Origin of the sequence: Providencia sp. PROV197, from assembly GCF_028479625.1 — a bacterium.
Lineage (GTDB): Bacteria > Pseudomonadota > Gammaproteobacteria > Enterobacterales > Enterobacteriaceae > Providencia > Providencia vermicola.
Genome location: NZ_JAMPNZ010000022.1, coordinates 130262 through 144489, shown reverse-complemented (window position 1 = coordinate 144489; position 14228 = coordinate 130262). Strand labels below are relative to the sequence as shown.

The 14228-nt window shown below is 38.4% G+C and carries 12 protein-coding genes; 7 read left to right on the top strand and 5 right to left on the bottom strand.

From position 1 onward, the window contains the following. Window positions 1-43: 43 nt before the first annotated feature. The 3 genes from PR808_RS13725 (at window position 44) to PR808_RS13715 (ending at window position 3294) form a co-directional block, all read left to right on the top strand. Complete coding sequence (locus PR808_RS13725; protein WP_272539490.1) at window positions 44-973, top strand: DUF7916 family protein; 930 nt, start codon at window positions 44-46, stop codon at window positions 971-973. A 135-nt stretch (window positions 974-1108) separates the two neighbouring features. Then, window positions 1109-2443, top strand: a complete 1335-nt coding sequence (gene rimO / locus PR808_RS13720; RefSeq protein WP_206082997.1) for a 30S ribosomal protein S12 methylthiotransferase RimO — start codon at window positions 1109-1111, stop codon at window positions 2441-2443. Window positions 2444-2655: 212 nt separating this feature from the next. Continuing rightward, window positions 2656-3294, top strand: coding sequence for a helix-turn-helix domain-containing protein (locus tag PR808_RS13715; RefSeq protein ID WP_206082996.1), 639 nt, complete (start codon window positions 2656-2658; stop codon window positions 3292-3294). 577 nt (window positions 3295-3871) lie between these two features. On the opposite strand, the gene PR808_RS13710 is transcribed toward PR808_RS13715, so the two are convergent. Then, on the bottom strand, window positions 3872-4501 hold the full coding sequence (locus PR808_RS13710; protein ID WP_206082995.1) for a response regulator transcription factor: 630 nt from the start codon (window positions 4499-4501) through the stop codon (window positions 3872-3874). Window positions 4502-4969: 468 nt separating this feature from the next. Here PR808_RS13710 and PR808_RS13705 point away from each other — a divergent pair, with 468 nt between their 5' ends. After that, the gene (locus PR808_RS13705; RefSeq protein ID WP_206082994.1) at window positions 4970-5965 is read left to right on the top strand and encodes a LacI family DNA-binding transcriptional regulator; all 996 of its coding nucleotides are present in this window, start codon (window positions 4970-4972) and stop codon (window positions 5963-5965) included. Between the two features lie 33 nt (window positions 5966-5998). Here PR808_RS13705 and PR808_RS13700 read toward each other — a convergent pair whose 3' ends face one another. Further along, window positions 5999-7456: a glycoside hydrolase family 32 protein gene (locus tag PR808_RS13700; RefSeq protein ID WP_206082993.1), complete on the bottom strand. Its 1458-nt coding sequence runs from the start codon at window positions 7454-7456 to the stop codon at window positions 5999-6001. Between the two features lie 163 nt (window positions 7457-7619). Between PR808_RS13700 and PR808_RS13695 the strand changes: the two genes are divergently transcribed. The 3 genes from PR808_RS13695 (at window position 7620) to purT (ending at window position 10969) form a co-directional block, all read left to right on the top strand. Continuing rightward, on the top strand, window positions 7620-8567 hold the full coding sequence (locus PR808_RS13695) for an aminoimidazole riboside kinase (protein WP_206082992.1): 948 nt from the start codon (window positions 7620-7622) through the stop codon (window positions 8565-8567). 170 nt (window positions 8568-8737) lie between these two features. Beyond that, window positions 8738-9664 carry an EamA family transporter RarD gene (gene rarD, locus PR808_RS13690; RefSeq protein ID WP_272539489.1) on the top strand — a complete coding sequence of 309 codons (927 nt, stop codon included), beginning with the start codon at window positions 8738-8740 and terminating at the stop codon, window positions 9662-9664. A 126-nt stretch (window positions 9665-9790) separates the two neighbouring features. Continuing rightward, entirely contained in the window at window positions 9791-10969 is a 1179-nt protein-coding gene (purT, locus tag PR808_RS13685; protein ID WP_272539488.1) for a formate-dependent phosphoribosylglycinamide formyltransferase, read from the top strand. Between the two features lie 69 nt (window positions 10970-11038). Here the strand turns inward: purT and PR808_RS13680 are convergent, their stop codons facing one another. The 3 genes from PR808_RS13680 to PR808_RS13670 all read right to left on the bottom strand — a co-directional run bounded on the left by PR808_RS13680 (window position 11039) and on the right by PR808_RS13670 (window position 14206). Beyond that, complete coding sequence (locus tag PR808_RS13680; protein ID WP_272539487.1) at window positions 11039-11239, bottom strand: hypothetical protein; 201 nt, start codon at window positions 11237-11239, stop codon at window positions 11039-11041. Window positions 11240-11257: 18 nt separating this feature from the next. Continuing rightward, window positions 11258-11455: a hypothetical protein gene (locus tag PR808_RS13675; protein WP_272539486.1), complete on the bottom strand. Its 198-nt coding sequence runs from the start codon at window positions 11453-11455 to the stop codon at window positions 11258-11260. Window positions 11456-11626: 171 nt separating this feature from the next. Further along, entirely contained in the window at window positions 11627-14206 is a 2580-nt protein-coding gene (locus tag PR808_RS13670) for a fimbria/pilus outer membrane usher protein (RefSeq protein WP_272539485.1), read from the bottom strand. Window positions 14207-14228: the final 22 nt, after the last annotated feature.

The following is a 14228-nucleotide window of genomic DNA, read 5'->3' as shown; positions in this document are numbered from 1 at the left end:
ATTATTTTACTGAGAAATCTGTTGATAAATAAAGGTGTTGCAAATGCAAAAACGTTATCTTGATTGTTCAGCTTCAGAGATTGCAAATTTAAGTAAAAAGAGTCTGTTAGAAGCAATAAAAGCCAGTGAAGGGCGGTTACTCGTCTCTGAAACTATCGGGACGATTCAGCCTGTTTTAATGACGGTAACGAATGCAGAACTTGCAGCAAGCCAAGGCGCTGATATTTTGTTGTTAAACGTTTTCGATGTTAATCAACCTATTATGCAAGGTTTACCCCAAGGTATTGCACCAGAGGAAATTATCCGCACATTGAAACATTTAACAGGGCGTGCGATAGGTGTTAATTTAGAGCCGGTCCCTGCTGGGTTTAATAACCCAACTCAAGATGCTCAGTGGAAAATGTCTGAAGGGCGTTTAGCAACCGTTAAAAATGCGATGAAATTAAAAGAAATGGGGGTCGATATTATTGTTCTGACGGGGAATCCTGGCAATGGTGTCACCAACCAAGAAATTAATCAAAGCTTGAAAGAATTGAAGGCGGTTGTTGGCAAGGATGTCATTTTGATTACAGGAAAAATGCATGCCGCAGGTGTGTTAAATGCATCGGCAGAGCAACTTATCACTGAGGATGATATTCGGGCATTTATTGCCAGTGGCGCAGATATTATTTTATTGCCAGCGCCAGGAACGGTTCCAGGTATTTCATTAGAATTTGTGCAAAAAATGGTGAGTTACTGCCATTCCCAAGGTGTGATGACAATGACGGCAATTGGCACTTCACAGGAAGGTGCGGATATACAGACGATCCGTCAAATTGCCCTGATGTGCAAAATGGCAGGGACTGATTTGCACCACATTGGTGACTCAGGGTACAACGGAATTGCCTTACCTGAAAATATTTTAAATTATGGCATTGTTATCCGTGGTGTTCGCCATACTTACGCTCGAATTGCGCGGTCAATTAACCGCTAAATCTCTTTTATTTCCGAGCGAATGACAATCTATTTTTCGTTCGGAAAATCATTTTTTTGGCAGAAAATTATACAATTTCCACTATTCTTCAGGTAAAATTTCGCCCATTTTTTAAAACAATAAAAGAAGTGAGTTATGTCGCAAAATACTAATCCGGTGCCAAAAATTGGCTTCGTTTCACTCGGCTGCCCAAAAAACTTGGTGGACTCAGAACGTATTTTAACTGAATTGCGTACTGATGGTTATCAAGTTGTCCCAAGCTATGATGATGCTGATTTGGTCATTGTAAACACCTGTGGTTTTATCGATAGCGCGGTACAAGAATCGTTAGAAGCGATTGGCGAAGCGTTAAATGAAAACGGTAAAGTCATTGTGACAGGATGCCTTGGTGCAAAAGAAAACCAAATTCGTGAAGTCCATCCAAAAGTTTTGGAGATAACGGGGCCGCATAGTTATGAGCAAGTATTAAACCATGTTCATCATTATGTCCCGAAACCAGAACATGATCCTTTCTTGAGTTTAGTGCCTGAACAAGGCGTTAAGTTAACGCCAAAGCATTATGCTTATTTAAAAATATCAGAGGGTTGTAATCACCGTTGCACCTTCTGTATTATTCCTTCGATGCGTGGTGATTTAGATAGCCGCCCAATTGGTGATGTATTAAATGAAGCGAAACGTTTAGTCGCTTCTGGTGTGAGGGAACTCTTGGTTATTTCACAAGATACCTCTGCCTATGGTGTGGATGTTAAGCATCGCACAGGTTTTTGGGATGGTCAGCCAGTTAAAACAAGCATGATTGGGTTATGTGAACAACTCGCTTCTATGGGTGTTTGGGTTCGTTTACATTATGTTTACCCTTATCCGCATGTGGATGACGTTATTCCACTTATGGCAGAAGGTAAGGTTTTACCTTATTTGGATATTCCTTTGCAGCATGCAAGCCCTAAAATATTAAAATTAATGAAACGCCCAGGTGCGGTGGAAAGGACGTTAGAGCGTATTAAGCGCTGGCGTGAAATTTGCCCTGAATTAACATTACGGTCAACCTTTATTGTGGGCTTTCCAGGCGAAACAGAAGAAGACTTCCAAATGTTGTTGGATTTCTTAACTGAAGCTAAATTAGACCGCGTTGGTTGCTTTAAATATAGCCCAGTGGAGGGCGCGAAAGCTAACGAACTTGCCGATCAAGTTCCTGAAGACGTCAAAGAAGAACGTTATCATCGCTTTATGCAATTACAGCAACAAATTTCAACGCAGAGGCTGCAAGATAAAATTGGTCGTGAAATTTGGGTGATTATTGATGAGGTTGATAATGAGGGGGCTGTTGGCCGTAGCATGGCAGATGCACCTGAAATTGATGGGATGGTGTATTTAAACGGTGAGTTTGATGTAAAAGTCGGGGATATCGTTAAAGTGCTTGTTGAGCACGCTGATGAGTATGACCTATGGGGCGCAATCGTTACTAAATAATAGACAAAGATTGTTTGTATCTTTTCGAGCCTACTTATTGTTTAATAAGTAGGCTTTTTTGGTTTCATTTTGAAATCATTCCTTATCTTTTGTTCAAAATTGACGTAGATCAAGCGTCGAAAATCTATTAAAGAATAACTTGATCTAGAATATAAAAATTAAATGGCAAGTTGACATAATCAAATAACTCTTATCGAAGAATAAGGATAACTATGTCGGCTCATTCATTATTTACAAATACACCAATAGAAGAAAATACAGCTTATTTAGATGATAATGAGCTTCTAATCTCGTTAATACGAGATACTGTTTTATCAGGGTTGTCTTCACTTCATGAACTTAACGCCGATGTTTCTTTGCTGAATATTCAAGGTGAAACATTATGGTTAAGCCAAAAGTCACAAGACTATTTTGCAATAGCTGATTTACTATCAGGTGAAATGAGCAAGAACGCTCAGGAGCGTCTTTTTGCTAATCCTATTGAATTACATGGGAAATTTTATTATTTAGCGCCGATATATTCGCAATTTGGCGAGTTGTGGTTGATTGTGGCTTTATCAACAGCTCAAATGAATAGCAATATTCTTCTTGCTCTTTTGCAATCATTGGCAAGAGAATCTACTGCAAAGCTGAAATGCCAATCTTATATACAACCATCCTCAACGAAACCATTTCAGGCTCCACGCATTGCAGATTTGAATATTCAGTCGGTTGAAAAAGCTCTCATTATTGAAGTGGCAAAAAACTGTCGAGGTAAAGTTCAGCAAATGCATCAGATTTTGAACATGGGAAGAACGACGCTGTGGCGAAAACTGAAGCAATATGACATTAATATTAAAGAATATAAGTAGTCACGCTCGGTGTTTTTTCATGTGGTTATGTAAAAAAAATGCTTCGGCGTATTTTGGATGGAGATGTATCATCTAAAATAGCTGAAGCGTAAAAGGCTGACCAACACTTACTGCAAATAGCCTCTGAAGTTGGCTGTATTGAGATAAAGAGCAATGAAAAAGAGACTGCATTATCTTTCAATATTACTTGTCAGTATGTTAATAGCAGCCTTATTTTTTTAGTTTAAGAAAATAGATGTCAAAATAATGCATGAGAGGTGTAATTTAGATTTTTATCAATGAGGGCTTAATGGAAATGTGCAATATAAACAATATTACTCCATCTAAAATAGTAAATAATCTATGTAATTATTACATCTGTAATCATTAATTAACTTAAGTGCATTTTGTGTAATAGTCGTGTAATCAAATTGCCCTTATTCATGAGAGTAAGGGTAATTTGTGAAATTAATAGCATATTAATCTATGTTTATCAAAATTCTTATGTGTTAATATTTTGTGAGAAATAATATCTGACGGCTTGAAATAAAACCATCAGATATAATGACTACTAGATTGTAAAAGCATATAGTATATATTACCTATATTTTGAATAGGTATTAATATATTCGTATTCTTGAATAAGTTGAGGGAGTGATTTTATACCTAATTTTGTATAGATGTTCGAACGATGTACTTCAACAGTTCTCGGAGATAATGAAAGTTTTTCTGCAGTTTCTTTACTGGTATTACCTTCTAAGATCATATCCATTATTTCTCTTTCCCTGACGGATAAACGCTCAAATTTGTCAGATAGATAGGTATATTTCTTGTGCTTTTCATATGAACTTAAAAATTGCTCTGTGGCACTATTGATTGCATTGAGAATCTCAATGTCTTTGAATGGAAAAGGGAAGAAGTCATAAGCGCCAGACTTAAAGCTTTCTTTACAGAGGCTAACCGAAGGTTCTTCAGCAAGGACAATAAAAGGAACAATACCAAAAGAGTTATTTATATTGGTTAATCGGCTAATACGATTTTCGTTATTTTTTAAAAATAACAAAATACATTCCTTTACATTGCTTTCTAAAGGGTAAGTATAATTACTAATAAATGTGTCTTCGTTATTATAAAAATTAAAGACAAAACCAAATGATTCCATCATTAATTTCAGTTTATTCTTAAAGACATTATCACTATCTATGATTACGTGAATGGTGTTATTCATCACCATACTCCTGTTGAACTGATTTGATATTCATATTAATTTGATAAAATAAGTAGATAAATATCGTTAAAAATAAATTTAGCGATAATGTTTTCTACAGAACGTTGTTTTTTTTATTAATGTATTACTGACCTTAATTTATATTAAAATTATCATCTAGTTAAATTTAATATAAAATAGAAACAATGGTTAAATTTTGTGTCAATGCGTAAGAATCGATTAATCTTATGTAACATTTTAGGTGCTTTTACTTGTTTGGCGAGTTTTTTAGGCTCAAAAATCAGATTGAAATTTTTATGACTGGCTCAATAATATCTTAAATAGTAAGTCATAAAAAGCCTAAGGAGTATATTTTATGCGATTTTATTAAGTAAGGGGGGCGATATGTAGTTTTGGAAGTTAAGGTGCTTTTTGCTTCTGACATGGTAGAATTTATTACAAACCTTTTTAACTGAGTGAATATACTTAATGGCTTCTTTAAAAGATGTTGCTCGACTTGCAAATGTATCTTTAATGACAGTTTCTAGGGCAATTAATAGCCCTGAATTGTTAAAACCAGATACATTAAAACAAGTTCAGCTAGCAATTAATGCACTCAACTACATTCCTGATTTTTCAGCGCGAAAAATTAGAGGAAAAAGTTCTAAGGTTTCAACGGTAGGGGTACTAGCTTTAGATACAGCAACGACGCCTTTTTCTGTTGAAATTATTTTGTCAATAGAGCAAACAGCTAGGCAATATGGTTGGAACAGTTTTGTTGTGAATATTACATCAAAGGAAGATAACGACAGGGCGGTTCGACAGCTATTGTCTCAACGTCCTGATGGTATTATTTTTACGACAATGGGGTTAAGGGAAGTCACAATTCCTGAAGCTTTGCATCAAAGCCCGTTGGTTTTAGCGAACTGCGTTGATAAAAATAAATTGTTCCCTGCTTATATTCCTGATGACTTTAATGGTCAATACAGAGCGGTGGAGCGATTAATAGAGAAAGGTTACCGAAAGCCATTATGTTTATATATTCCATATGAGACGTTAGCAGGGAAAATACGCCGTGAAGCAGTGGAAACAGCATGGGGAAATGCTAATTTACCGCACGAAGACTTGATGCAATATCATCTTGAGCTTGGCGATGAGCATTATATTGATATTATTTCTCTAATTGATTCTCATTTTCAAAATAATAAGCCTGATTTTGATGTTATTATTTGTGGAAATGACCGTGTTGCTTTTTTAGCATATCAAATTTTATTAAGTCGGGGTTTACATATCCCAAATGATATTGCCATTCTTGGTTACGATAACATGATTGGGGTGGGGCATTTATTTTATCCCCCATTGAGCACAGTTGTATTGCCGCACTATCAGTTGGGGCAACAAGCTGCGCTTCACATAATAGAAGGGCGTCAGCAACAAGATATTCAATATGTGGCATGTGACCTTCTTGAGCGCAGCTCATTTTAACGGCATTCAAACTATTCCAACGAACATAACGACTTATTCAATCGCGTTGTTTATCGGCCAATAAGTAGCTTCTTTCAAGTGCGCTGACTGGTTTATCGTAAATAGTTGTAGTTTTCTCTGCTGTAGCTCTGGATAGATGCGGCAACTAAAATTTATTGCACCCTCATTGATGAAAATCTCGAGGCAAGATTGGTCAACGAAGGCATGAATTTTGAGTTGTTTGACTTGTGGTAAAGGTGCGCAACGACTATCACTGATAATATATTCAGGATAGTGTCGCATTAATGTTAACTGCTGGCTTTGGTTATCAACATAAAATTGCAGCCCATTTCCAATCCAGAAACCAAATTTTTCTGCTGAAGCACTTTGTGTTAAGTCCCAAATTAATTCAATTTCACAGCTACTTGCATCTTCACTTAGCAAAAGTGTGGTGTTTTTTTGCAAGCACATTTCTGGAAAATGGACCGCTGACCGTCGCAATTTTTTTAATTCACGAATGGGCTTTGCGATAATTTTACCTTGTTTTGATAAGGTAAGCTCCCTTGGTAATGTGAAACAACCTGACCATCCATGTTTATTTGAAGGCATATGACTTTCCCACATATCCATCCATGCGATCGCAATACGGCGCCCATCTTTTGCTAAAAAAGTTTGAGGTGCATAAAAATCTTGTCCAAAATCTAATTCAGTAAAGGGTTGGGTAATCTTATAAGGTGAATTGGGAGACCAACGCCCAATAAGGTAACCATTTTGATAGAGGTTTCTGTATTGGAAATTTATTGCTTTTTTTCCTTGAGGAGAAAATAAAGCAATAAATTGGTCATCGAGTGGAAAGAAGTCAGGGCATTCCCACATGTAGACATTTTTGTCATCTGTTTTAGCGAGTATCTGAAAATTAGGATCCCAGTGAAGTAAATCCATTGAGCTAAATAACAGAATTTTCCCTTGGTCAAATGTATCCCTTGCACCAACAACCATCCACCATTTGCCCTCTTGTTGCCACACTTTTGGATCGCGAAAGTGCATGTATCCCTCAGGGGCGGGAAGAACAATACCTTTTTTCACAAAATGAATGCCATCATTACTTACTGCTAAGCATTGAGATTGCTGAATTTGGCTGTCATCGCCTTCTTCGGCTAACCAAATATGGCCCGTGTAAAATAAATACAGTTTACCTTCGTGACTGACGGCTGAGCCAGAAAAACAGCCATCACGGTCATAGTCCTCACTCGGAGCAAGCGCTATCGGTTGGTGTTGCCAATGTACCATATCAGTGCTTGTTGCATGACCCCAGTGCATTGGCCCCCACACGGAACTGTAGGGATGATGTTGGTAAAAAGCATGGTATAGGTTTTGATGATAAATTAATCCATTAGGGTCATTCATCCAACCTGATTGTGGTGCTAAATGATAGTGCGGATAAAACAGGGTATTTAGCTGTTTTGCATTTTTTTTAATGGCTTGATTTGCTCGTTCAATCTGTTTTTCCATAATGGATCCCTAACCTTTTTTGCTATAACAAATCTGAAATGGATAAAATGGGGTGAGATAATACGTGTGTTTTCTAATCGATCACTTTATACTTTATGTTAACGTTAACAACTTAGATTTACTAGCTTAAATTTTCCTGGTCGGAAACTAAAAAGGTGAAAATATGAAAATATGGTCATTGGGCGATGCTGTTATTGATTTAATTCCATTAGAAAATATGCGGTATCAAGCTTGTGCAGGGGGGGCCCCTGTCAATGTTGCGGCTGGCGTTGCTAAGCTTGGCCATCCAAGCGGATTTATCGGTAGAGTCGGAGAAGATACATTTGGTCATTTTATGCAAAAAACCTTATTTGACCTAGGTGTTGATACACAGGCCATGGAATTTGATGAAGAATATCGAACAAGTACAGTATTAGTTTCATTACATGAAAATGGCGAACGTGAGTTTACTTTTTTAGTTTCGCCTTCAGCAGATCAATTTTTAAGTTCAAAAAACTTACCTCAGTTTGGTCAGGATATATTGCATTTTTGCTCACTCGCGCTTGTTCACCCAATATGCCGTACATCATTAACGGAAGGGTTAATTCAAATTAAGCAAGCTGGGGGCCGATTAAGTTTTGATGTAAATATTCGTCCACAAATGTGGGAAGATCACGAAGAAATGCATCAAGTTGTGGACACCTTTGCAAAACAGGCTGACATTTTAAAGCTTTCTGATGATGAATTACTTTGGTTAACGGGTGAGAGCCTATTTGATAAGGCGGTTGAAAAATTGCGTGATTATCCTGCGGAGCTTAAGGTCGTGACGCAAGGTTCGCAAGGGTGCAGGGTATTTACGACAGAGTATTATTTTTCAGTAAGTGCTTATTTAGTCGATAGTATTGATACCACGGGCGCTGGAGATGCTTTTATGGCTGGATTGTTAGCGGCAATTAATCAATATGGCATGGCTAATACAAAAGATAATTTGATGAAGATTATTTCTCAGGCAACAGCTTGTGGGGCTTTAGCCACAACTAAAAAAGGGGCAATTTCCGCAGCGCCAACATCTCAAGAGCTTGTTGAATTTATGCAGCAGCAGCCGCCATTGCACCAAAAACAGATTTTTTAATGTGAAGAGTTAACGTGCAAATAAAATTTGGCTTTATATGCTATTTTTTATTTGCATATAATCTTAAATAGATAGCTTTAGAATGAGCGTTAGTAACATTTTATTTTCTTTATATTGGCGTATGATGTGGAGCAAATTTTACCTTATTTGACTTTATTGTAGGCTATATTATGTTGCTGCGTTCAGGTGTGGCTCTAGCTATTTTTTCCTATATTTTATGGGGAATAACGCCCTTATTTTATCGGCTGCTTCCTGAAGCTGAACCGCTAGAACTCCTTGCCCAACGTCTTATTTGGTCAATTCCATTGCTATTTTTAATCCGTTTAGTCATTAAAAATAAAACAATATGGAAACAAGTATGGGTTGATAAAAAGTCCATTATCCTTTGCCTTTTTAGTTCGTCCATTATGGCTATCTCTTGGACCACATTCACTTATGCACTCACTCATGGGCAAGTGTTAGCCGCAAGTTTGGGCTATTTTATCAATCCATTATTCTCTATTTTGCTCGGTGTTGTTTTTTTACGTGAAAGGTTAGTTTTTGCGGAAAAAATGGCCGTTACGTTTATTTTGTCTGGGGTTGGTTATCAAATCTGGCAATATGGTGAATTGCCTATTTTAGCACTCGTGATGGGGAGTGCGTTTGCGGTATATGGATTGATCCGTAAATTTATTCGGTTTGATGTTATTACTTCATTGTTTTTAGAAGCATTATGGTTGTTGCCTATTGCAATGGGTATTACTTGGTGGTTATCGTCAAAAGGGTTAAGCGCAGTGGAGGCGGGAGATTGGCAGCTTCGTATTTTGTATATGTTAGCGGCACCTGTGACGATTATTCCCTTGCTGTTTTTTACTGCGGCTATCAAACGCACATCACTCACTGTTATTGGTTTGGCCCAATATATAGAGCCAACTATCCAATTTTTACTCGCTGTGTTCTTGTTTAATGAACTGTTTGATTGGGTTAAAGGGATTAGCTTTGCATTAATCTGGATTGGTTTACTATTTTGTATTTTGGCTTTATTGCATAAGCAATATGCCAAATTTTCCCAAAAAGAACCTTTTATTACCGGGCGAGATGAAACCCCGCAGAATTAGACAATATTTCATTTAATTTCAAGACACGAATATGTTTTATCATGGCCTTTTTATTACGTGGATAGCAAAAGCAAACGTTTGCGTATATAATCATCGGTATTATTTTCGCATATAAGGTCATCAATCATGGAACAGTTAGGTACGGCACTTTGTGCATCTGCAACAAAAGTTATGTTACTGGGCGCAGGGGAGTTAGGTAAGGAAGTTGCCATTGAATGCCAACGCTTAGGTATCGAAGTGATTGCAGTAGACCGCTATAAAAATGCACCCGCTATGCACATTGCTCACCGTAGCCACGTCATCAATATGCTGGATGGTGAGGCACTAAAACAGTTAGTGATCGCAGAAAAGCCTGATTTTATTGTGCCTGAAATTGAAGCAATTGCGACCCAAACGTTAGTTGAACTCGAAGAGCAAGGGCAAAAAATCGTCCCTTCTGCAAAAGCCGTTTTTTTAACAATGGATAGAGAAGGTATCCGTCGTCTTGCTGCTGAAACATTAGGTTTACCTACATCGGAATATTATTTCGTAGAAAATAAATCAGATTTTATTGAAGCCGCTGAAAAAATGGGTTTCCCATGTATTGTAAAGCCCGTCATGAGTTCATCAGGAAAAGGGCAAAGTGTCATTCGTTCAAGTGCAGACTTAGAAAAGGCGTGGCATTATTCTCAAGAGGGGGGGCGCGCAGGGCAAGGTCGAGTCATTGTTGAGAAAATGGTCAATTTTGATTTTGAAATTACCCTGTTAACGGTTAGCGCTGTAGATGGGATCCATTTTTGTGCTCCTGTAGGACATCGTCAAGAAAAAGGTGACTATCGCGAATCTTGGCAGCCGCAAGTGATGAGCGAGAAAGCGCTGAAAAAGGCTCAAGATGTTGCTGCAAAAATCGTTTCTGCGTTAGGTGGTTACGGCTTGTTTGGCGTTGAGTTATTTGTGTGTGGTGATGACATCATTTTTAATGAAGTATCCCCACGCCCTCATGATACTGGAATGGTGACGCTGATTTCGCAAAATCTTTCTGAATTTGCCTTACATGTACGTGCATTTCTAGGCTTCCCTATTGGTAACGTTCGCCAATATGGCCCAAGTGCTTCTGCGGTTATTTTACCTGAACTTCATAGCCAAAATGTGGTGTTCTCTAATATTAAGAATGCATTCGATTCTGATATCCAACTACGTTTATTTGGTAAGCCTGAAATTGCAGGAACTCGCAGGTTGGGTGTTGCGTTAGCCATTGCAGATTCAATCGAAAAAGCACTCGAAAGGGCAAAAAAAGCGGCAAGTGCAGTAAATGTGTCAGGTTAGATATGATATGAAAAATGGCCCTTTAATATAAAAATTAATGGGCCAAAAAATGAAAATAATAACAAGCGATTATTCAAGGTAGAAAGAGACGTCGATGCTACCTCTATAGCCACCCGCTTGTACGTTCCCATTTTGGCAAAGGTTAAAGTATAGGTTTTGGCGTAAATTGGTCGTGGCAATATCCCCTAGCTTTATACGGTCATAATACACTAAAGCATCTGAGTTTCCTCTTCTACAGATATCTGAAGACGGTGGAACTTTCGACGTCACGATATAAGGGCGTTCAGTCTAGTTAGATGAGTTACCTGTCACCGAGTCTAATGCCATACCTGCAAGGTTAGTACTTGATCCAGTTCCTGCATTGCTTTGTCCATGCAGTTGTTGGTTAGCGGATAACACCATCAGCAATTTACCCGTGGTAACACAGTCTATTGACATTGACGCAGGACGCGTTTCTAGCAACTGGTTGGTTCTATTACCCGCCAATTGGGTACTAAATAACCTATCTGCCCCGCACGAATGGTTAGCTTATCGGAGTGCGTGCTCCAAATAAAAGCGCTAGTAGAAAGCCGGATGCCACTTTGTGTGAAAATGAGAAATAGGATGTCATTTTTTCATAGTTATTCTTTTGCTCGTCAATTTGACAGTGAATATTTATTATTTACACTCAGCTGTTATTGTTCTAACTGGTGAGTCAGCGGTGACAGCAATACTTTCCAATGAAGCATAGCTGATTGAACATTGATCACCTTGATTACCCCACTTGATATTCAGTTTTCCTGAATCAGGTAAACCGCTCATGTACAGCTGATGATTAGAGCCAACAATACCTGTATTAATATCATTATTTTTATCAGTAGAGACGAGTGTTGCAATCGCCCCAAATGGTGGCATTTTTCCCGTTGTGTTAATATTAATCATGGCTTGGTAACCAATTTTCGTTTTAAAGTTACGTTTGATGATTGCCCCTTCCGTTGGGTACACCATCATTGAGGTATCTTTAAAGGTAGTATCATCTGGCAACGTATTAACGTTGACTGAAATCTGGTTCGCCGCGTTGCTTGCTAACTGTGGAATAATCGCGTTCCCAAAACGGTCAAACTTGGCACCCATGGTGAGTTCTGCACCTCTAGCACCATCCGCAGTGATGATAGCGAGAGTATCACCCACACTTGGGGATAGTGAGATACCATCTGAATGGGCGATCATTCCGCCGCTCATACTTGCATTCATTGTACGGTTCGAGTCAGAATAACTATAACCTGCTGATAATGTGGAGTTATCTGCTGAGTATGTGCCATTTACGCTACCGCCGTAGTTACTGCCTTGGCTGTTATAGTTTTGGTATAAACCGTAGCTGAATTTATTTTCCAGCGCACTTCCCGTCAAACCTGCTTGGTTTCGTGTTTCACCATGGTTATCAACGCTGATACCATAGCGAGCACTCATGGTTTGAGCCATCTCGCTATTCGTCAGTAAGCTTAAAGGTACTGAAATATCTAAAGAAACAACACGGTTTTCTGGCCATGAGTTATTGTAGCTTTTCACGCGGTCAACCATATAACTTAAGCTGTAAGATACACCCTTGTAGTTATTATTGTATGACATACCAACAGAGGTGTTTGAGCTTTGCCCACCCCAATAGGTATTTTTCGCTGCTCTTAATGATAAAGAACCATAAGAATCAAAGGACTGGCTAATTGATGTTTGGAAACTATAACGCTGCCTTGAGCCTGTCCACGGCGCTAACCCCTCTTTAATATCGTAACCCGTATTGTTATAGTCAGAGAATGAATAAAAATTTTCTGTGGTATAACGTAATGCTGTTAAGTCAAACGATGTTCCTGTTGAGAGTAAACTTTTCGAATAACGAATACGGTAAGATTGCCCTTTTAAGCGCTGATTAGAAAATTTCGCATCAGAATGAGTCACGTCCGTAGATAAAGCGCCGAGTACACCTAAAGAAAAGCCAAGCCCCCCCACGATAGAGTTATAACCATTGGAGACCAATAAACCACCGTAACTCGTTATGTTGTATGGTAAACCAACACTGAACGTACCTAAGGTAAATGTTTTTCTTTTGGAGTCCGTAGCGATACCTCCGTTATAGCGGCCTGCAACAATTTCATAGTTGTACATACCCTGTCTTTCCATCATTGGTAATGATGAATAAGCTTGTGTATAAACCGTTTGCTTACCATTTTCTTCTTCAATGGTGACCTCCATATCCCCAGCTAAACCACTGGCAGGAATATCTCGGATCACAAATCTACCTGGTGCAACGAACGTTTGGTAAACAACACTACCATTTTGACGTACAGTCACTGTCGCATTTGAGTTGGTAAAACCCTCAACAACAGGGGCATACCCTTGCATGCTATTCGGATTAAGGTTTGGGTTTGACTTTAAACTCGCCCCTTTCATTGGGATTGAATCAAAAATTGTACCACCAGATGAAATTTCACCGGCTCTTAAGGTTGATTTAATCGCATTAATGGTTCTGTATACATAAGTATTTGAGAAATCAGAATCACTGTAACTTGAGGCCCCGCTATTTTTACTGTAGTTGTACAAATAACTCGTTCTTAAGCGCCATGCACCAAAGTTAATCCCCACGTTAATATTCGTAAATATTGAATCTGAGGTGCTTGCTTTTTGGTGGTATTTGGAAAGCTGACGGTTATTACTGTAGTTAAGTACATAATTCATAATTAACGCTGTTACACCATCATCGCGAGCATCTGGCGGAACATAACCTGTAAAATTAGGTACCATCGCAATTTGTGGGATAGACAAATTGACAGTCAAGGTTTGCACATCAAAAGTGACCGAAGCATCAGTAATATAGTCAGATAAGTTAGCAATCTCGGTGGTTTCAGCTAAGCCCCTTAAACTTGGCACTGCAGATGTATTAATACCGAGTTTTTGCAATTGCTCAATAGTAAAAACGGGAGAAACTTTATCACCATCAGCTTTAGTAAATGGGATACTCAACTCCCCTGAAGGGATCATATTAACGTTGATTGTGACGTCATAAGTACCAGGTGTTAGGGTGTTGTTTTGTACGAAATCGTTTAAATTGATTTGATTGATATCAATACCACTACCATGCATTAACAGGCCGGGATCGAAATAAGATTCGGCGTGTGCAAAAGCAGGAGTCATTGCATAACAACATGCAAAAACTTCTAATGCTATTATTTTAAATTTCATCCCTTTCACAGCATCACCATTCATCGTCAATCGTTATAGTTAATAA

What these genes read in the sequence shown, in the direction of transcription:
- PR808_RS13705 (WP_206082994.1), top strand. Translation starts at nt 4,970, where the DNA reads ATGGCTTCTTTAAAAGATGTTGCTCGACTTGCAAATGTATCTTTAATG.
- PR808_RS13670 (WP_272539485.1), bottom strand. Translation starts at nt 14,206, where the DNA reads ATGAATGGTGATGCTGTGAAAGGGATGAAATTTAAAATAATAGCATTA.
- PR808_RS13715 (WP_206082996.1), top strand. Translation starts at nt 2,656, where the DNA reads ATGTCGGCTCATTCATTATTTACAAATACACCAATAGAAGAAAATACA.
- purT (WP_272539488.1), top strand. Translation starts at nt 9,791, where the DNA reads ATGGAACAGTTAGGTACGGCACTTTGTGCATCTGCAACAAAAGTTATG.
- PR808_RS13725 (WP_272539490.1), top strand. Translation starts at nt 44, where the DNA reads ATGCAAAAACGTTATCTTGATTGTTCAGCTTCAGAGATTGCAAATTTA.
- PR808_RS13695 (WP_206082992.1), top strand. Translation starts at nt 7,620, where the DNA reads ATGAAAATATGGTCATTGGGCGATGCTGTTATTGATTTAATTCCATTA.
- PR808_RS13700 (WP_206082993.1), bottom strand. Translation starts at nt 7,456, where the DNA reads ATGGAAAAACAGATTGAACGAGCAAATCAAGCCATTAAAAAAAATGCA.
- rarD (WP_272539489.1), top strand. Translation starts at nt 8,738, where the DNA reads ATGTTGCTGCGTTCAGGTGTGGCTCTAGCTATTTTTTCCTATATTTTA.
- rimO (WP_206082997.1), top strand. Translation starts at nt 1,109, where the DNA reads ATGTCGCAAAATACTAATCCGGTGCCAAAAATTGGCTTCGTTTCACTC.
- PR808_RS13710 (WP_206082995.1), bottom strand. Translation starts at nt 4,501, where the DNA reads ATGAATAACACCATTCACGTAATCATAGATAGTGATAATGTCTTTAAG.